The organism is uncultured Erythrobacter sp. (genome assembly GCF_947502395.1).
Taxonomy (GTDB): Bacteria; Pseudomonadota; Alphaproteobacteria; order Sphingomonadales; family Sphingomonadaceae; genus Erythrobacter.
Map to the genome: position 1 here is coordinate 258,585 of NZ_CANMZM010000002.1, position 19,879 is coordinate 278,463.

Sequence of the window (19,879 nt, forward strand, 5' to 3'; positions counted from 1 at the left end):
AGGTCAGACGCTGCGGGTGAGAAGCGTGATCTGGGCCCTGCTGAAATCCAGTTCATCAAGCCCAGAAGCGACGAGGCACTCGCCCTCTTCGGCCACGACTTCGCCTAATTTGCTTTTGACCACACCCTTGAGCGGCAAGACCTGCAGCGTACCAGGATAGGCAGCTTCCATCGCTGGTCCAGGCACACCCTCCACCCGGTCAAGACGAAAGCGCTTGGCATCAATCAGCGTCTCGCCGCGCTCTTCTACTGTGCCTGAAAGGTCAGCCGGATAGGGCTCACCGAGGGCCACCGCCAATGCGCGTTCGAGGTGAAGTTCCCTCGGTCGGCCGTAATCATACAGGCGAAACGTGGTATCGCTGTTCTGCTGGACTTCGACCAGCGTGAGCCCCGCACCAATCGCGTGTACGGTACCCGGTGTCAGGTGAAATACGTCACCAGCTTTGACGTCATGCCATGTAAGGAGCTCTTTGATGGAGCCGTCTTTCGCCGCCGCCCCAATCGCCTCTGGCGTGATCTCGGCATCAAAGCCAATCGCCAATTGCGCGCCTGGTTCTGCATCAAGCACCAGCCAGCATTCTTCTTTGCTATCCTCGCCTTCGAGCGTGTTGTCTTCGCCCGGATGAACCTGGACTGAGAGCTTCTCACTGGTGAAAAGGTATTTGACCAAGAGGTCGTTTTGTTCAGGAGGGGGCTCGAACCAGATTTCGCCAATCCGCTGGCCATCAGGCGCGGTGAAAGGAGCGGGCAAATCCTCACGTCCCCACACCTTTTCGACCATGCGCTTGGGAAGCTTGCGGACGAATGGCTCGGTTGTGGACCCGCTTGCAGCGCCAGCCATCACTGATTCACCGCGCCCGGCAATTTGCCGACCTTTTGTGCACCATCACGTGTCGTCACGAGGACCTCCCCATTGGCGACGATGATGCAAACATCCTCAAGGCCAACAGCTGAAATGCGAGGGCCATCGCTCATGGCAAGCACGCCTTCGCAATCGGCAAGGTCTACGTCGCCGCGAGTGACATTGCCCGATTGAGCGTCGTCATCCTGCTCAACCAATGCGTCATGAAGCGCTGCCCAATTGCCTATGTCAGACCACCCCATGCTAGCTGGCACCATTGCCGCGCGAGTTGAGTTTTCCATCACAGCGTAGTCGACCGACTCTGCGTCAATCTCAGAGAAACTCTGAGCGTCAGGATGAAGCACTGCGCCGTCCTGAGTAGCACCTCCGATGGCCGCCTTCACAAGGCCTGCCATGGCCGGGCGATGCTCTTTAAGCGCTGCAAGGAATGCGCCCGCGCGAAAGGCAAAGATACCGCCATTCCAGCTGTAGCTACCGCTATCCAGATACCTTTGCGCGCGCTCCAAATCCGGCTTCTCAACGAACTCAGCGATGGCGAAGCCACCCTCCAATGCATCGCCCTGCCGGATATAGCCATAGCCCGTTTCCGGGCGTTCTGGTGTAATCCCAAAAGCAGTCAGATAATCTTGCGCAGCCAATTCGCCCGCTGCAACCGCCGCTTCACAAAAGCTCTTCGGCGCAGCGATATAGTGATCGCTTGGACATACCAGCATGATGTCGTCGGGTTCGAGTAAGGTCGCTGCCAAAGCGATGGCGGGTGCGGTGTTCTTGGCCGCTGGTTCAATGATCAACCTGTGTGGACTTCCGCGCATTTGCTGCGTGATCAGATCTTGGTGAGCAGGGCCTGCTACAATGATCGGATCGGCAAAGCGTGAATCGTCCGCGACCCGCGTGGTCGCTTGTTCGAACAGGCTTGTCTGCCCCGTCAAAGGGAGGAAAGGTTTGGGACGGACTTTAAGGCTCAGCGGCCACAAACGAGTGCCGCCGCCGCCGCACAGGATAATTGGATGGATCACGATTGTTGTCTTCCCTAATTACAGTCGCACCCCCTAGCGTAAGCCTTGCACCCGAATACGCAGCGGAACAATGTCGCGCTCTATTTGACCTATCGCTCGCGAAAATCAACACGATATCCGTAGCGAGAGGCAACCGGTTCACCATTCGCTCTTCGTGCAGGATTGAAGCGGATTTTTTCGATGACCAGACCGCACACGAGAGCCGTAGTTGTGTCATCTGCACTGCTGCGCGCGACTGAGCAATTCTGCGCCCTGCCATCAGGTGTGACGGTAAAGACCACCGTTACCGACGTACCGAACCTGGTCGAGCGTCCCCCGGCAGGCACCGGAAAGTCGCGCCGTGGGTCAAGCAAGCCAGAGCGCACGCTGGGGCGCTCGGCAATGCCATTGCCCTGACCACCGCCTTCATTGCCGCTGCCTGTGCCCAGTCCCTCTCCCTGATTGCCGGTTCCATCGCCCGCTTCCGTCGCTCCCGAGCGTGTTGCTGTCCCCGTGGAAGACGCACGCGGGCGCGGTTCTGGCTGGTTTTCAATTTGAGAGGGACTCGGCGCGGTCACCGGCTGTGGGACAGCCTCCTCACCTGCATCGCCTTGAGCACCCGCATCGGGTTCCGGCTGTGTCTCAGGCGGTTCATCTTCGGGGGCTGTTATCGTGACCGTAAACACGCTCGCGACCTCTTCTTCAATACTGGCCGTGAACTGCGGTGCGAGCAGGCGCGACAAACCGTAAAGCGCAAGCAGGTGAAACACGACAATTCCGGCCAATAATGGCCAACGTGGAACCTTCGGTTTTCCCTGATAGCGCGGTTTGGGTCTGATCATCTATTCTCTGCGAATGTGAACTTGGATTTGTGCGAGATTTGGAAGCGCGTTGCAGCAGGTCGAAACCGGTACTTGGCCTAAAACAACCGCTGACCCTTATCACCACCTCGGATGATTTGCGATGGAGCCCACGATAAAGAGCGCTGCAGAAATGTCAGCATCAGGCGAGGCCCTTTCGTACGTCGAGAGAGCTAGGGTCGATGCAACCATCGATGCCCATGCGTATCCATTCAGGCATCCCGTTGCCCGAATGAACTTGCACACTCTTTATGGTCCAAAGGTGGACATTTGTGCTCTAGTCGTTGGGCTCGGCACCGGGATCGCCTATTTCCTGGCAGGGCTCTTGTGCCTTTCGGTAGCGCAACTTGACGCAACGCTGGCCTGTGTCTGGCTGCCCAATGCGATTGCGATTGCAGTGCTCTTTGTCGCACGCCTGCGCAATGAACTTCCGGTCATTCTTGCTGTCGCGATTGCTAGTGCTGCCGCCAACGCGCTGGCCGGGGCAACATTGGCCTTTGTTCTGGCCTTCACAGCCGGAAATCTGGTCACTATTCTGCTCGTTGCGTGGCTAACCCGCAAAGCTTGCGGCGATCTCCCTGACCTCTCCAACCTCTCACATTTGGGATACTTCTTGCAATATGGAGGTGTGATCGGCCCCGTTATTGGGGTGCTGGTTGCCCTCCCCGTTTTGGGACGCGATCCCGGAGCAATTTGGGCAGGGGGATCAGCATGGTTCCTGGCTGACAGCATGGGTATCATCCTGTTTGTCCCAGCTGTTCTCTTGATTGCGCAGTTGGCGCGCGAGCCAATTGGCAACATCAAACGGCATCTGATCGAATTGCTTGCCATCTCCGGTTTGGGACTTGCCGCAGTCTATCTCGTATTCAGCCAAACTGCCTACCCACTGTTGTTTCTTATCCCGCCGGTCACTTTGCTGGTTGCGCTGCGGTTGGGCACGCTTGGCGCATCCCTGTTTGTACCTGGCCTTGCGGTGGTTGTGTGTGCAACCAGCTTTGCCGGGCTAGGGCCAATCGCTCAAGGAGAGTTGAGCGAATTAACTCAGGCGAACCTCATCCAAGCATTCATCGCTGCAAACTTCCTCACTGGTCTTCCCATCGCAGCAATCCTTGCAGGGCGAAAGCGCATGACTGACGAATTGGAAGAAGGTCGGCAAGAGCTCGCACTGCTCACTGAGGGGATTACTGATGCGGTTCTGATGATCAATTCAGTGGGTGTCTGCACCTATGCTTCACCGTCAGTCGAGGTTGTGCTTGGACGGCCTCCGGACGAGTTTCTTGGCAAGACCGTCGCGGATCGCGCCCATGAAGACGCCCGCGAGCGCATCGAGTCTGTCATTGAGAAACTGCTCGAAGGGGAAACCGACAAGGAGCGGATAAGCTACCGCAGGCTGCTCAACGATAAGGATGGGCATCCGGTCTTTATCGAGGCCGATTGTGCGGTGGTTGTAGATGCATCGACAGGCAGTCCCAGTGGAGTCGTCATGTCAGCGCGCGATGTCACCGAGCGGGTCGAACTTGAATTGCTCCTCACCAGAGCTCGAAGCTCAGCGGAAAAGGCCGCAAGAGCAAAGAGCGAATTCCTCGCCAATATGAGCCATGAGATCCGCACACCCATGAACGGGGTTCTTGGTTTCGCAGAGATGCTGCGCGAAGGGGATTTGAGCGACGAGAACCGCCGCCATGCCGATATGATCGTGCAGTCGGGACGCTCTATGATGATGCTCCTCAATGACATTCTGGATCTCTCCAAGATCGAGGCAGGGCAGGTTGGTATTACCAATGAGCCGGTTGATCTGCTCGCGACCATTTCGGAATGCGCCGCTTTGTACCGGCCGAGCGCGGAGAAGAAGGGGCTCCAGCTCAATTTCTCTATGGCCGGGGATTCTGCTGGCCTTGCGCAGGATGAAGATGCCAATGGCCTTTGCCCATGGATCATGACCGACGGCTTGCGCCTGAGGCAAATCGTCCTCAACCTCGTCGGCAATGCGATCAAATTCACCGAGCTAGGTCAGGTTGAAATCAACGTATCGGGCGATGAGGAAAAACTCAGCATCGAGATCACAGACACCGGAATTGGGATTTGTGAAACGCGTCTAGAAACGATCTTTGCGCCTTTCACTCAGGGCGAAGGCGACACCGCCCGTCGCTTTGGCGGGACGGGGCTTGGCCTCTCGATCAGTCGGCAGTTGGCGGAATTATTGGGGGGCACCATCAATGTGGAGAGCAAAGATGGCGAGGGTTCGACATTCCGCCTCACCCTGCCCGCCAATTACACCGAACCCGCTGTCCCGGAACCCTGTGAGGATGAACCGTTTGAGCCTTCTATGCTCACCCAATCGGCAAGCATCCTTCTGGTGGAAGACCATGACGTGAACCGGCTATTGGTCTCCGAGATGCTTGAGCGATGCGGTCAGGCCGTGGCCACCGCGCATGACGGGAATGAGGCGATCGCCATGGTCATCGATTCGATCATGCGCGGCAAGCCCTATGATCTGATACTGATGGATATTCAGATGCCTGGCTGTGATGGCTATGCCGCCACACGAGCGATCCGGTTGGAGGGGATTACGCCCGATGAGCTGCCGATCATCGCGCTCACGGCCAACGCCTTTCCCGAAGATTTGGCCGCAGCACGCGATGCCGGGATGCAAGCGCACCTGGCCAAGCCATTGGTCTTTTCTGACCTTGCCCGCGCGCTTCAACGCTGGCTTCCCACCCGCATTATCGCAGCGAACGAACCCGATGAGATCGCAGAATTGCGTGCTCCTCCCGATGCCGATCCTCACCTAGCTGATGAAGCGTATGAAGCGGAGCTTCCTGCCACACCTGCCGCTGAGATCGTCGATATCTCGCGCAACCGCTCGACAAGAACTCCCAAGATTGGCCAGACCTCTCTGGCCGAAGCCCGACTTGACAACATACAGCAATCGAGCCTGTCCCAATTCCACTCGCCCAGCCTGATCAACCGTTGGACCAAACGCCGCAGTGAAGCGGTCGAAGCGGTGCGAAGTGCATTGGAAAACGGCGCGCTTGGCGGAGATGGCGGTTCGCAGGAGGAGCGTGAGAAGATCGCAAAGCTGGTTCACAAGCTGGCAGGAACGGCCGCCATCTTTGGCGAGGCGGAACTCGGTGATCAGGCTGCCGCACTCGTACAGGCCCTGCGCATGAGCGTCCCCGGCGATGTGCGCGAGGCATTGGCCTTTGAACTTTTGAGCGTTGCCGATGACCCCGAAGAAACGGTGTCCAAAATAGGCGCATAACGCCCCCTAGCCACAAAAAGAAACGGCGGAGCCTTAAGGCCCCGCCGTTACATCAATCGAACTTCAGTGTGCCGAATTAGAATTCGTAGCGAACACCAAGTTGGATGCGCCATATGCTGTTCGAAATGGAAGTGAACCCATTATCGTCACCGGTCGGATCGTCAATCAAAACGAGGTCCCCTTCGTCAAAGTTGTCGATGACAAGGAGACCCGTATCGTCGAACTCAAGATCGGTCAAAGTCACACGACCATCGAATCCTCCGAAGCCACCGCGTTGGTTCCCATCGCTTCCCAAAAGGTTCAGGAAATTGTCGATATCAGCAAAGACTTCGAGCCGATCATCCTTTATCCCAGTCAGGCTGCCGATAAACGGAAGCTCTTGGCTAAATCGCAGATCCATGTCGAAGAACCAGGGATTGCGGCAAGAGTTGCGCTCGATGATCTCACCTGGCGTGAAATCACAATTGATATTCGTAGCCAAGGTCGGATCGGTTCCGTTCAAGACAGAGATTAACCGAGTTACTGCGGCCGGATCGCTATTTGGCGAAAGCAGCGGGTCATCGACGCCGGTCGGGACGTATAGGAGCAAATTATTCTCAGCGCTGCTAGAGTCAGTGAAGTCCGGAAAACCGTCATCGTGCACAAGGCTGTAAGGACGGCCTTCTGCCGCACGGAAGAAAATGCCTAGCCCAGTATCGAACCCGTCAATGAACTCCTCGCGGAAGTTCAGAGCAACCACGAAGTTGTGCCGTGTTTCGAAGCCCGATTGTGCGACTGGCAGATTTTGACGATCCACAGCTGGTGTGTTGTCAAAGTTTGAACTTGCCGTCGCTGAACGAAAAGCGATCGTTTCTTCGCTATCATTGAAAGCATAGCCCATGCTGAGGTTGACACTACCGCCCTCAGTGAAGACCCCTTCACTGAACCGCTTGGAAATAAGCAGTGAGGCATTGTGGCTGTCGAAGCTTGGTCCGTTGTTGAGTTGAAGGAAATCATCGATGCCGGTGCCAAAACACTCAGGAGTTACGCCAGAGAATGTCGGTGGAGTATTGTCAACCAACGTTGCATTACAACCTGCGTTGATTGGATCGATTGGGCGAATAATCGGACGTCCATCCGATGCAAAGCCACCAGCACCCAGCGATGGATCAACAATCTGCGTCAAATCCGTAATGTTCAGCGTATCGTTGAACCTTGTGTAGATGTAATCGAAGTTCAGACGCCAATTACTAAAGAACCCCGTCTCAGTACCAAATTCCGAAGCTAGGCCGAAATTGAGGCGAACCGCGGTGGGAATGTCGAAATCAGGAGCGGTTGAATCGACGTCCGCCCCGCCAGCAGACGCTTCTGCCTCACCAGCATCCAAGACACATTGCGGGATACCGGTGAAGGCACCACCGCTCAGTACGCTTGGCTGACCGCTTACCGGATCAATATTTAACTGATCGGGCGAACAGGCGTTAGTGGTGCCCAACCCAGTCGTAAAACCAGTGTTGGAGAAAGCGTTCGAAAAGAACACGACCGGATCGCCACCAGTAAAGATACCAGCACCTGCAGTCAGACGGGTGCCGGAAAAGAACCCGTCGTTATCAAGCTCATAGGTCGCTGCAAAACGAGGAAGGATTACAGGATCAATTGTGCTGAACGGCACAGCATTGGAGAAACCAAAGCGTTGTGTAAACAGCGGGTTATTAAGCGGTGCATCGCCATCGAAAAGTTGGACACGAACACCAGCACTTAACGAAAGCTGGTCCGTCGCCTGCCAATCATCCTGAGCGAAGAACGAATAAATTTGACGGGAGAATTGTGCTGCTGCGTTATTGATATCAAAATCAGTAGCAACATTAATGTCCGCACCGACCGCTGAGCCGTCTACAATCTCATCATTGCTTGGGAACAATTCTGAGCCGCCTGAGATCAGACCAGCTGCAAAATCGTCGAGATTGTTGAAGAATAACGTGCCCGTTGCGTTGATTGCAAATAGGTTGAACACCTCAAGATCGTTCACTTCGGCACCAATCTTGAAGAAGTGACCAGCGCCCGCATCGACATTCATAATGAAACGCGCTTGATTGATCTCGCTCTGCAAAGCGTTTGCGGAACGGAAAATGCCGGGGCCTGTCGCCAAAGTTCCATTATCGCCAGGACCTTCAACCCCAACTACGAGGCGAACGGTAGGATCATCTGACTGCGCTTCACCGAAACCAAGCGGACCTTGGACATCAGTCACCTCCGCCCGGCTCAGACGCAGCTCGGTTGAAACCGTATCGCTCCAATCAGCATACCATTGGAAGGAGTAGGTGTCAGAGGTCGTGCCTTCGTCTTCGAAGGAGTTGAGACCTCCAAATTGGTCTCCCCCAAAATCGTCCTCGATGTTCGATTCTTCGAGGCGCTGATAGGTTCCTACAATACGGTGATCATCGTTAATCTGCGCGTCGAGACGACCGAAGTAGCGGATAGAGGTCTCAGCCAATGTCGTTGGGATAGGACCAATATCTTGACCGTAGACGTCATTGGCAATTTGCGAGAACTGGTCGAACTGGGCCTGCGTGACGAAATCGAACTCACTCGCAGCGCCCGAACCAGCAGGTCCGCCATTGAAGCCATCGCCCAGATCGGTTTCTTCATAACCAAAGGAGAAGAACAGGCGATCGGGGATGATCGGACCGTTTAGGGTCACACCCCAACGTTCTTCGCTGTCGGCAACAATCGGTTCGGAGAGACCATTTTCGAAAGTTACTTCGTCGGCGGTCAGGCCTGAGTCGAAGTAGGTGTAAAAGGCTGAACCATGAAATTCGTTTGTACCCGCCTTGGTAACGACGTTCACAAGGCAGCCGGTGAAGTCAGTGTATTCGACGTCGAATGGCGCGAATTCAACAGAGGTTTGCTCGATCACGTCGAAAGGAAGCGGAAGAGAGTTACGTGCTGCAAACGGCGTACCGTTTAGACCGAAGACGTCCGATTGGACGATGCCGTCCACTGTGAAAGTGTTGGTCCGGTCGTTGCCGCCCAGACAGGAAATCCGGTCGACCTCATCACTCCGCTCGAGGCTGACACGCGGGTCGATACGGATGATGTCGCGAATGTCGCGGGTGATCGAGGGGAAGGACTCGAGAACCTCGGTGCCAAAGGCTGTTCCGGGACCGACAGCGACCTGACTCACTTGAGCACGTGCGCCGGTGACTACGATGACGTTGCCAGCATTTTCCGAAGAAAGAGCAAAGTCAAATGACGTGTTACCGGAGATGTTCGTGAAGATATTCTCAACCGTCTGACCTTCAAAGCCAGGGGCGGTTACTGTCACCGTGTATGGACCGCCTGGTGCCAGAGCTTCAACACGGAAGCCGCCGCCAGAGCCGCTTGTTGTTTCGCGAGTGCTGTTGGTTCTGGTGTCGGTCACTACAACAGATGCACCGGCAATAACGGCACCGGACTCATCCGTCACGCTGCCCTCAACGCCCGAGGTGATGGTCTGCGCATAGGCAGGCGTTGCGATGGTGGTTGCAGCGGTCAGACTGACTACGCTAGCTGCCAATAGATACTTTAATTTCATGAGAGGGTGCCCTTTATCACATTCCCGATCGGATACTGGACGCGGCCTTAGGCCACTGAGCGGCTCCATGAGGAGGTTTTAGTGACAGGTCTATGACACCCCAATTTCGGGGTCTGGAAAACTATCAGAACGAAATTGCCTAGACGCGCAAAAACCCCGGAAATCCGGGCAACACAACCCTGTGTTGCGCCTATGCCACGCAGGCAGGCTTTTTGCTTTTGCCGCAACTTTCAGCTGGAAGAAGGCGGAATCAGCGAATCAAAGGGGGTCAAGCGAGGTTTATCTCACGCAGTCGCTGCAGCAGAAAATCGTGCGAGCTGATCGGCTTTTCCGGTTTTGCGCCCTCTTGGTCCACGCAGCTATCTAGAGGATCGATCAAAAAATCGGGCCGGAAATGTAGGAAGAATGGCATCGAGTAGCGAGAGCGCTGTGCACCGGCACCTTTGGGGTTGACCACGCGGTGTGTGGTTGACCGCAAGATACCTGCCGTGAGCCGCTCCAGCATGTCACCCACATTGATGACAATCGATCCTTCCTCGGCATAGACCGGATGCCATTCGCCCGCCTTCGTCAACAGCTCAAGGCCAGCTTCTTCAGCACCCAACAGCAAAGTGATCGTGTTAATGTCACCATGAGCTGCGGCACGAATTGCGCCCTCGGGCGCGTCCGGGCCAAGCGGCGGATAGTGCAAGAGGCGCATCACCGAATTGCCGTCCTCGACCGTGGCCGCAAAGTAGTCCTGCGGGAGGCCCAGATGCAGGGCGATTGCCTGAAGCACGCGAAGGCCGGTTTCTTCAAAGGCCGCGTAGAGTTCGCTGAAAGTCTCCCGGAACTCGGCAATCTCTGTAGGCCAGATGTTGGGTGCCATGAATTCAGCGAGCGAATGGCCTTCAGGCAGATCGCGCCCAATATGCCAGAACTCTTTAAGGTCAAACACGTCGGCATCCTTGGCCTTCTCGGTCCCGAACGGGGTATAACCTCGTGCGCCACCTTTGCCCGCCAGATGATAGGCCCGCTTTGTTTCTTCTGGGAGAGCGAAGAAAGCCTTTGACGTCTCCTCGGCTCGCTCGATCAGCTCTTGCGGAATCCCATGATTGCGCACCACGGCAAAACCATATTCAGCAAAGCTCCGGCCGAGCTCTTCAGCGATATCCTGAGGTGCCTGTGCCAGCGAAACGGAAGCAATGTTGGTCGTCGGTGTGTCAGTCATGCAGTCCACTTAATGTGGGTACGGCCTGTGTTCCAGTCAGTTCGGCGGAGAAAAGCAAAAAACTAGAACGGCAAAAACAGGCTCGCCAAAGCTGCGCTCATCAAGTTAGCAAGGCTTCCGGCTGCTAGAGCTTTCAGGCCAAGACGCGCAATCACTGGCCGCTGATTGGGAGCAAGACCGCCTGTTACTGCCATTTGAATCGCGATAGAGGAGAAGTTGGCAAAGCCGCACAGCGCAAAGGTCAGGATCGAACGGCTGCGTTCTGTCAGTCCCTCAACCGCGCCCAATTCGATGAATGCCACAAATTCATTGAGGACGATCTTTGTGCCGAACAGTCCACCAGCGATCTGTGCCTGATCCCAATCTGAGATGCCAATCAAGAACATGACGGGAGCAAAGACATAGCCAAGCAGCTGCTGAAACGTCACATCAGGATAGCCAAACCAGCCGCCAACCCCGCCAAGCATGCCGTTGGCCAATGCAACGAGCGCCACAAACACCATGACCATAGCGCCCACGGCAACCGCGAGCTTCACGCCGGTCTGCGTGCCTTGTGCTGCGGCTTCGATGATATTGGCGGGCTTTTCGCCTTCTTCGAAAGTCTCCGAGACTGTCACCGATTCAAGCTGCTTATCGTGTTCGGCAGCTTCCTCGGGATCGTCAGGCATAATGATCTTGGCCATCAAGATCCCGCCTGGTGCCGACATGAATGCTGCAGCAAGCAAATACGGCACCGCATCGCTTCCGAGGAAAGAGGCGTATGCGGCAAGGATTGTCCCAGCAACACCTGCCATACCGACACACATCAATGTGAACAGGCGAGAGGGTGGAAGCGCCGCGAGATAGGGTCGAACGACAAGCGGGCTTTCGGATTGTCCGACGAAGATATTGGCCGCGCTACCCAATGCTTCGACCTTGCTGATGCCGGTCACCCAACCAATCGCCCCGCCAAGCCAGCGCACCAATCGCTGCATCACGCCGAGGTAGTATAGGATCGAAACGAGCGCAGCGAAGAAGACAATGACAGGCAAGGCTGCGATCAGAAATGTGTTGGCAAAGGGATTGGAATCCATCGGGCCAAACAGGGTCTCGATCCCGCTCACAGAGTAATCCAGCAAAGCAATTACGCCATTGGACAAGAACTGGATCATCACAACGCCAAAATCAGTGCGCAAGACCAAGAGCGCCATCGCCGCTTGCAAGGCAAACGCCGCGCCCACCACTCGCAGTTTTATCCGGCTCTTCCCTGATGAAAGGACAAAGGCAATGGCGAGAATGGCGATGATGCCAAACACGCTAAAGAGCATCGAAGTTGCAGTTTCACTCACGTAAGGCCCTCAACAGCAGGCCATTCGCTGGCGCGACAGCCTGCCTTCTTTTTGTATAATCTGATCCAATCGCGGGGTGGCAGGTCAAACGCTGCTTCGCAAGAGGTCTGACACAGCCCCCCGTTGACAGCTTTGCCAGCAGCGCTTTTCTTTTGGCAAGCCCTCGCCTAGCGATAAGCCGCATGAATGACACCGCAAGCCAAGCACCCGCCACATCTGCTGAGACAGCAAGCCCACCGGGCATTTCCATGCCTTTGGGACTGTTCGTTTTCACGCTGCTCTATGGCGGGATGACCGTTCTTGCTGGCGTGCTTGCCTACAAACAGGTGCAGTTATGGCCGACCGATCTTGCGGTGGAATCGGGCATTTTCGCCTTCCTCCTGCTGGTGGTTATCTCGAGCACTCTGGCTCAGCTCTATGGCAAGCAGATGGCGCAAAGGATTGTGTGGTGGGGGTTTCTTCCACTGCTTATCGCATCGGTCCTGATGCAGTTGGTGCTAAACCTCCCCGCCTCACCTGAAATGCTGGAAGGACGCGCAGAAGATCTCGCCGCATTCGAGCAGGTGCACTCGACCGTGTGGCGCGTTTGGGCTGCGGGACCGGCAGCCTACATCGTTTCACTGCTACTCAACATCTGGATCTTTGACCGGTTAAAGGGCTCTGGCGAGGCAAGCACGATTGGCCTGATGGTGCGCGGCGCATTAGCCTCGGCTCTGAGCCAAGCGCTCGACTCAGTGATATTCATCACGCTCGCTTTTTATGGCCTCTTCCCGATTATGAACCTTCTGATCGGACAGGTCATCGCCAAGGTCGCGCTCAGCATCGTTCTGGTGCCGTTTCTAATCACGTTTGGGGTTAAAGCGGCTCAATGGCTGGACGCTAGGAAAAGCGGGCAAAGCTAACCCTTGGGCTGATCGCTGCGGATCAGGTGATACTCGTTACGGTTCAAAAATTCACCACCGTCGAATCGCACATCCTTGCGGGTAACGAATGCTGCTTCACCGATTTCATAAGTCACACGGATGTCTGCGGGGCGATTGTCGTCACTGCCTTTGCCTTGGATGACCAGAACGAGGCCGCCAAACATAGGCGAGACTCACCCCCACCATAATCCATGCAAACGCCCGCCGCTCAAGCCCACGGCGGAAGAAATAGAGAAGCGCCATAAGCGGACAGGCCATTGTCAATCCGATCAATGCGGATCGCCAATTCATAACCAGAACTTCAATGCCTTCCATACTCACCCTTTACAGCTGTCTGTGGCCGAATCAGAAGCGCCTTGCATTCGATAAGACTGAGGGGTGGATGACACTTTTGCGGCTTTTGAGCCGTGGTCTGGATCACTTAGTGCGTGCGAGCCTCGCCCGCTCCACGTGGAATCCGGATCGAGTCCACGAGGCGGCGCACTTCGAGCGGGGTCTTGGCGGTGAAACTTGCAACGCCAATCGCGACCGCAAAATTGATCGCCATACCGATCACCCCAATACCTTCGGGCGAGATGCCAAACAGCCAGCTGTCCGCCGTATTTGCCGCCGGGTTCATCAGCTTGAAGTATGCGATGTAGCTAAAGGTGAAGCCGAGGCCAGAGACCATCCCAGCAACAGCGCCTTCCTTATTCATTCCTTTGAAGAAGATGCCCATAAAGATCGCTGGGAAGAGGCTCGCTGCGGCAAGGCCAAAGGCGAACGCCACAACCTGCGCCACCCATCCTGGAGGATAGATGCCGAGGTAACCCGCCACCACGATGGCTGCGGTGGCCGCAACGCGTGCTGCCAAAAGCTCGCCCTTGGCCGAGATGTTGGGCGTAAAAGTGGACTTAAGAAGGTCATGGCTGACCGAGCTTGAAATGACGAGCAAGAGGCCTGCTGCTGTCGACAGAGCGGCGGCAAGACCACCAGCTGCCATCAAAGCAACCACCCAGCCCGGCAGATTTGCGATCTGCGGATTGGCCAAGACCAGCGTGTCGCGGTCTACGTAAACCTCGTTGGCGCTCTCTGCGTTCGGTGTGTTGGAGATCACTCGCTCTCCCGCTGGGCCACGCTGACCTGTAAACTCAGGCTTGCCCTCAAAGGCAACACCAGGGCGATATTGCATCACACCGTCGCCGTTCTTGTCCTGCCAAGCATAGAGCCCTGCATCTTCCCACGCGGTGAAGAAGCTCTCGACTTGGGCATATTCAACATCGTCAACCTTATTGATGAGGTTGTACATGCCGAACGCGCCAACAGCCGGTGCAATGGTGTAGAGCGCGGCGATGAAAACCAGCGCCCAGCCAGCGGACTTGCGGGCATCGGAAGCCTTAGGCACGGTGAAGAAGCGCACAATCACGTGAGGCAGGCCAGCGGTGCCGACCATCAGTGCCAGAGTGATGCAGAACACATCGATCATGCTTTTGGAGCCATCGGTGTAAGCATTAAAGCCCAACTGGACGAGCACATTATCGAGCTTCTCAAGCACATAGGTGCCCGATCCATCGTTAAGCTGTGACCCCAGACCCAATTGCGGGATGGGGTTATCCGTCAGATAAAAGCTCAAGAAGAAAGCTGGCACTGTGTAAGCGAAGATCAGCACGCAATATTGCGCGACCTGCGTGTAGGTGATGCCCTTCATCCCGCCCATCACCGCGTAGATGAAGACGATGCCCATACCAATGATCACACCCATGGTGATCTCAACTTGCAAAAACTGCGAGAAGACGATCCCCACACCGCGCATTTGCCCTGCGATATAGGTGAAGCTGATGAAGATAAGGCAGATGACCGCTACAACGCGCGCAGCTTTGGAATAGTATCTGGTGCCGATAAAGTCGGGCACGGTGAACTGCCCAAATTTGCGCAGGTAAGGGGCAAGCAGCAGCGCCAAAAGCACATAACCGCCGGTCCACCCCATCAGGTAAACCGAGCCATCATATCCGGCAAATGCCAGAATACCTGCCATTGAAAGGAAGCTGGCAGCACTCATCCAGTCGGCAGCTGTTGCCATACCATTGACGACAGGATTAACCCCGCCGCCGGCAACGTAAAAGTCTTTCGTGGAACCAGCCCGCGACCAGATCGCAATACCGATATAAAGCGCAAAACTTAGCGCAACGAAGATGTAAACAAGGGTTTGCGTTTCCAACTTTCAGCCCCCCTCAATCATCAAGATCATATTTGCGTTCGATCTGCCTCATGCGCACGGCATAAAAGGCGATGAGCACTATAAAGATGTAGATCGAACCCTGCTGTGCAAACCAGAAGCCGAGCGGGTATCCACCTAAACTGAATTGATCGAGGAAGTCGCGAAACAGGATACCGCAGCCAAAGGATGCTGCGAACCAGACCACCAAGAGGCTGCACAACAGGCGCGTGTTCTCTCGCCAATAGGCTTTTTCGGTCGCGGTGGTTTCGTCCCCGACATGGTCAGCATCCCCGTGATCCGCTGTCGAAACAGGATCGTCCATTCCTCACCCCTCATCCTGCTTGCCAAACGTGGAGAATCCACGAAGCACTCTGCCTAGGGCAGAATCGGGTTGTCAGATAGGGGATTTCAATCTGTTGAGAGCGTCTTGCGGTACAAATGCCATGTCGCGTGCCCCAATACTGGGAGCACAACAAGCAATCCCAGAAAGGCCGGGACCATGGCGATGAACAGCAGCACCGCGATGATGAAGGCCCACGCCAAGAGCACCGTAAGATTGGCCCGAAATGCGGCAAGGCTGGTGATGATAGCGGTAAGAAAGTCAACCTCGCGATCGATCAGCATCGGCAGGCTGAAGAGCGTCACCGCGTAAAAGGCCAAGGCCATCACTCCGCCCACCAGACTTCCCAATGCCAGCATGATCAGTCCGGGCCGAGTGACGAGAAACTCCAGCGATTCCGATCCTGCGCCCGATTCGACAATCGCAATCGAAAAGATCACATGAGCAACGATCAGCCAAAAACCGAAAGCCACAAAGATGATCACCCCCATACTGAGGATTTGCTCATCGCCCCGCCCTCGCACTGCGCCAAGGATGGCAGGCCAGCTCATCGCAAGTCCTTGCTCGCGTCGGCGGCTGACTTCATAAAGACCAACGGCTGTAAATGGAGCGATTAGTGGAAATCCTGCTGCTGCGGGTATCGCCCAAGTCAATTCACCTCTTGCGACCAGCAGATAGGTGAGCGCAAGCCCGCCCAAGGCGAAGATGCTCGCGAAGAAGAGGCCGAAAGCCGGCGCAGATCGAAAATCACTCCAGCCAGATGCCAGAGCTTGCTTCAAATCTGCCCCGGTTAAACTGCCCGGCGCATTGGCTTGATCCTCGATCGTACCGTTAGCCAAATGTCCACCCTCCTGGGCAGCCCCCTGATAGAGCTGCCCCATAACAGCGTCAGAAGCGGTAAGACACTCCCGCACTCAAGACCCACGGGTCCAGATCGTGATCATTGGAGATCACAACGGTGTCACCCACAAACCAGCTTGCGGTCGTACCAATGAAGTAGCGCTTTGCATCGAAGCTTACACCAAAACCGTCTTCGCCCACAGGAACGTCGAGACCGGCCTGAAGCACAAACCCGAACTCATCGGACAGCGTCGTGTCGGTGACGCCTAGCGGAATGGTTCCGGCAGCGCCGTCATCGACATCGAGCCAGATGAAATAGGCGACGCCAGCCCCTACATAAGGTTTCACACCGCCGAGATCGAAATGCGCTTTGCCGGTCACGGTTGCCGGGAGCAGGAGTCCATCAGAGACCAATTCGGTTCCAACCGGGAGGCCTGCAGTCGCGTCGACATCGTGCTGTGTCACACCAGCGATGGTTTCAATCGAGAAATTCTCGGTGAAGAAATACTCGACCGCAACGGTTGGTACGTAATTGTCGCTCGCTCTGGTTTCGAGTCCAGCCGTCACCCCAACGAGATCAACATTGACCTCATCGATATTGCCATCGGGCAGCACTGCGGTGGCGAGCACCTTAACTTGAATTTCTCCGGCTTCGTCCTGAGCCAAAGCAGGAGTGGCAAGCATCGCCATTGCAGCAGTTCCGGCACAAAGTAGTGTCTTGTTCATTACATCAAATCCTTGATTAGCCTAGAAAAGCGAGATTGACTGAGCTCGACAACAACAATTTTACGTTCGTTTGTCGTCAGCCAGATGGGTTACCACCCGGCCTAAACCAGCATGCTTTCGCGCTCATTTCATCGTGGCTCTGTTCCCATGAGCAGCAGTGGCCACCCGATGCGGCCCAGGATGTTTGCTGCTGTTGCTCAAATGACCCCCGTTCGATTCGCTCGCATTGATTCAGATCAATGTACGGATGCGATTTTTCGCGAAAATGGGTGAGCATGGACACAAGAAAGACACCCGAGAGATGACATTTCCCGATTTGTTTGAACGCTTTTCGTCGGAAATCCTGCCGCTTGGCTGTGCAGACGCGACCCATTTGCGATTTCAGTCGATCGCTCGGTTCGCGAGTGCGCGGGCAGGCGATGCGCCATTTATCGTGAATGATCGGGATCAAATCGTCTTTATCGCAAAAGGAAGTTCAAAGCTGGTCGCCGAAGCCTCGCAAGAGCGCGAGCAAGTTGTAGCGTTCCATTTTGTCGGCGATCTGGTCTTGGTCCCCGCGCGCGGTGCGCATGCCTACACCTTGTATGCGCTTGATAACTGCGACCTGATCTTCTTTCAGTCGGATGAGTTCTTTAAGCTTGCACGGTATGAAACCGGCATGATTGATGAGGCTTTGGAACGGGCCATGCTTGCCCTTGCTCGCAGCCGTGAGAAAGCCGTCGCCTTAGGACGCAAATCCGCACAAGAACGTCTTGCCAGCTTCTTCTTGAACATGGCGGAACGCATCGGCTCAAAGCACGAAGAGGGCTGGGTCATGCAGTTGCCGATGTCGCGCAGTGACATTGCCGACAGCCTTGGGCTGACGATTGAAACGGTAAGCCGTCAACTCAGCGAACTACGCGATGCCGGGCTTTTGACGACGCAAGGGCGCTCTCAAGTGCACCTTCTCGATTGGGATGGCCTGGCCTCACGCGCAGGCCACCTTGTTCCTGCTGAATAGATTTTTCTGGAATTTGATCTGAATCAAACACTCCGCTTGGGGCCGGCTCTAATGCCTGTGCAAGCGATACGAAGGGATCGGGATTATGGAAGCTGTCGTTGGCCGTGCCGGCCTTTGGTTTTTGCTCGCATTGGCCGCGCTTGCGGCAATGATCGGGGCACAGGATGTAGGCTTTGCAGTTCATGCTCTGATTGTTGGCATGGTGGCCTTTGGACTGGCGGTTTTTACCGCGGTGCGATTTGATCCACTCGCCAAGGCGCAGAGCATCTTCAAAATGCCCCCCGGCGACAGCCGTTATGACGACGATGTTGTTCGCTGGGGTGTGATTGCGACAATGTTCTGGGGTCTGGCTGGCCTTTTGGCCGGCGTGTTTATTGCTGCTCAGCTCGCATTCCCTTGGCTCAATTTCGAACCCTACCTCAATTTCGGCCGTGTCCGCCCGCTGCATACCAGTGCAGTGATTTTTGCCTTTGGCGGCAACGCGCTGCTGGCAACGAGCTTCTACGTAGTTCAGCGCACTTGCCGAACGACGCTGGCCCTTCCCGGCCTCGCTCGCTTTGTGTTCTGGGGATACCAGCTTTTCATCGTGCTCGCGGCAACCGGCTATCTGCTTGGGGTCACCCAGTCGAAAGAATATGCTGAGCCTGAATGGTATGTCGACCTCTGGCTAACCGTGGTCTGGGTTGCCTATCTGGTGGTGTTCGTCGCCACGATCCTTCGGCGCCGCGAACCGCATATCTATGTCGCCAACTGGTTCTTCCTCGCCTTCATCGTCACCGTGGCGATGCTGCACGTAGTCAACAACCTGTCGCTTCCGGTCAGCCTATTGGGATCACGCAGCTACTCTGCCTTTGCCGGAGTTCAGGACGCTCTGACCCAGTGGTGGTACGGCCACAATGCGGTTGGGTTCTTCCTCACTGCAGGGTTCCTGGCGATGATGTATTACTTCGTGCCGAAACAGGCAGGGCGGCCAGTGTACTCTTATCGCCTGTCGATCATCCACTTCTGGTCGCTGATCTTTCTCTACATCTGGGCGGGTCCGCACCACCTTCACTACACCGCTCTGCCGGACTGGGCGCAGACGCTCGGCATGGTGTTCTCGATCATGCTTTGGATGCCCAGCTGGGGCGGTATGATCAACGGCCTGATGACACTCAACGGCGCATGGGACAAGATCCGCACCGATCCGATCATTCGCATGATGGTCCTGGCGCTCGCCTTCTACGGAATGAGCACCTTTGAAGGCCCGATGATGTCGATCAAGGCGGTGAACTCGCTGTCGCACTATACCGATTGGACCATCGGACATGTTCACTCCGGCGCGCTCGGTTGGAATGGCATGATCACCTTTGCCTGTGTCTACTTCCTCGTGCCGCGGCTCTGGAAGAAAGAGCGCATGTATTCGCTGCGGATGATCAACTGGCACTTCTGGCTCGCGACGCTCGGCATCGTTTTCTACGCCGCCAGCATGTGGGTCGCCGGGATCACCCAAGGCCTGATGTGGCGCGAATATGGTGCGGACGGATATCTGGTGAACAGTTTCATCGACACCGTCGTCGCGCTTCATCCGATGTATCTGATGCGGGCCTTTGGTGGGCTGCTGTACCTCTCAGGCGCCCTCATCATGACCTACAACATCTGGATGACGATTGCTGGCAAGCAACGCGTGGAGGCACCGATGGATGATGCCGATTACGATGAAATCGCCGACCGGCCAATCGTCACCGGACCCCGCGGGGCCCAACCAGAGCCAGCCGAATAAAGCGCGCGCGAAAGGGATAATC

Annotated in this window: 15 protein-coding genes; 4 read left to right on the plus strand and 11 right to left on the minus strand. The window is 55.8% G+C overall.

Annotation, left to right across the window (positions count from 1 at the left end; translation table 11 throughout):
- Positions 1-3: 3 nt before the first annotated feature.
- The 3 genes from Q0778_RS07505 to Q0778_RS07515 form a co-directional block, all read right to left on the minus strand.
- Positions 4-840: a class I mannose-6-phosphate isomerase gene (locus Q0778_RS07505; protein ID WP_298335193.1), complete on the minus strand. Its 837-nt coding sequence runs from the start codon at positions 838-840 to the stop codon at positions 4-6.
- Positions 840-1,877, minus strand: coding sequence for a sugar phosphate nucleotidyltransferase (locus tag Q0778_RS07510; protein WP_298307888.1), 1,038 nt, complete (start codon positions 1,875-1,877; stop codon positions 840-842). The genes Q0778_RS07505 and Q0778_RS07510 overlap by 1 nt, the downstream gene beginning before the upstream one ends.
- 89 nt (positions 1,878-1,966) lie before the next feature.
- Positions 1,967-2,698 carry an energy transducer TonB gene (locus tag Q0778_RS07515; protein ID WP_298335195.1) on the minus strand — a complete coding sequence of 244 codons (732 nt, stop codon included), beginning with the start codon at positions 2,696-2,698 and terminating at the stop codon, positions 1,967-1,969.
- A gap of 250 nt (positions 2,699-2,948) precedes the next feature.
- Here Q0778_RS07515 and Q0778_RS07520 point away from each other — a divergent pair, with 250 nt between their 5' ends.
- Positions 2,949-5,978: an ATP-binding protein gene (locus tag Q0778_RS07520; RefSeq protein ID WP_298335197.1), complete on the plus strand. Its 3,030-nt coding sequence runs from the start codon at positions 2,949-2,951 to the stop codon at positions 5,976-5,978.
- A 76-nt stretch (positions 5,979-6,054) separates the two neighbouring features.
- On the opposite strand, the gene Q0778_RS07525 is transcribed toward Q0778_RS07520, so the two are convergent.
- The 3 genes from Q0778_RS07525 to Q0778_RS07535 form a co-directional block, all read right to left on the minus strand.
- On the minus strand, positions 6,055-9,531 hold the full coding sequence (locus Q0778_RS07525) for a TonB-dependent receptor (RefSeq protein WP_298335199.1): 3,477 nt from the start codon (positions 9,529-9,531) through the stop codon (positions 6,055-6,057).
- A 268-nt stretch (positions 9,532-9,799) separates the two neighbouring features.
- Positions 9,800-10,741 (minus strand): 2-oxoglutarate and iron-dependent oxygenase domain-containing protein, encoded by a 942-nt coding sequence (locus Q0778_RS07530; RefSeq protein ID WP_298335201.1) that lies wholly within the window; start codon positions 10,739-10,741, stop codon positions 9,800-9,802.
- A 62-nt stretch (positions 10,742-10,803) separates the two neighbouring features.
- Positions 10,804-12,048 carry a nucleoside transporter C-terminal domain-containing protein gene (locus Q0778_RS07535; RefSeq protein ID WP_298308253.1) on the minus strand — a complete coding sequence of 415 codons (1,245 nt, stop codon included), beginning with the start codon at positions 12,046-12,048 and terminating at the stop codon, positions 10,804-10,806.
- A gap of 203 nt (positions 12,049-12,251) precedes the next feature.
- Here Q0778_RS07535 and Q0778_RS07540 point away from each other — a divergent pair, with 203 nt between their 5' ends.
- Positions 12,252-12,971 carry a queuosine precursor transporter gene (locus Q0778_RS07540; protein ID WP_298335203.1) on the plus strand — a complete coding sequence of 240 codons (720 nt, stop codon included), beginning with the start codon at positions 12,252-12,254 and terminating at the stop codon, positions 12,969-12,971.
- On the opposite strand, the gene Q0778_RS07545 is transcribed toward Q0778_RS07540, so the two are convergent.
- The 5 genes from Q0778_RS07545 to Q0778_RS07565 form a co-directional block, all read right to left on the minus strand.
- Complete coding sequence (locus Q0778_RS07545; protein WP_298307872.1) at positions 12,968-13,156, minus strand: hypothetical protein; 189 nt, start codon at positions 13,154-13,156, stop codon at positions 12,968-12,970. The genes Q0778_RS07540 and Q0778_RS07545 overlap by 4 nt on opposite strands.
- Positions 13,157-13,413: 257 nt before the next feature.
- Positions 13,414-15,189 carry a sodium:solute symporter family protein gene (locus Q0778_RS07550; protein WP_298307869.1) on the minus strand — a complete coding sequence of 592 codons (1,776 nt, stop codon included), beginning with the start codon at positions 15,187-15,189 and terminating at the stop codon, positions 13,414-13,416.
- 13 nt (positions 15,190-15,202) lie between these two features.
- Positions 15,203-15,511 (minus strand): DUF4212 domain-containing protein, encoded by a 309-nt coding sequence (locus Q0778_RS07555; RefSeq protein ID WP_298307866.1) that lies wholly within the window; start codon positions 15,509-15,511, stop codon positions 15,203-15,205.
- 86 nt (positions 15,512-15,597) lie between these two features.
- On the minus strand, positions 15,598-16,410 hold the full coding sequence (locus Q0778_RS07560) for a DUF2189 domain-containing protein (RefSeq protein WP_298335205.1): 813 nt from the start codon (positions 16,408-16,410) through the stop codon (positions 15,598-15,600).
- 7 nt (positions 16,411-16,417) lie between these two features.
- On the minus strand, positions 16,418-17,095 hold the full coding sequence (locus tag Q0778_RS07565; protein WP_298335208.1) for an OmpW family outer membrane protein: 678 nt from the start codon (positions 17,093-17,095) through the stop codon (positions 16,418-16,420).
- Between the two features lie 301 nt (positions 17,096-17,396).
- Here Q0778_RS07565 and Q0778_RS07570 point away from each other — a divergent pair, with 301 nt between their 5' ends.
- On the plus strand, positions 17,397-18,095 hold the full coding sequence (locus tag Q0778_RS07570; RefSeq protein ID WP_298335210.1) for a helix-turn-helix domain-containing protein: 699 nt from the start codon (positions 17,397-17,399) through the stop codon (positions 18,093-18,095).
- Between the two features lie 85 nt (positions 18,096-18,180).
- The gene (gene ccoN, locus Q0778_RS07575) at positions 18,181-19,857 is read left to right on the plus strand and encodes a cytochrome-c oxidase, cbb3-type subunit I (protein ID WP_298335212.1); all 1,677 of its coding nucleotides are present in this window, start codon (positions 18,181-18,183) and stop codon (positions 19,855-19,857) included.
- Positions 19,858-19,879 lie beyond the last annotated feature (22 nt).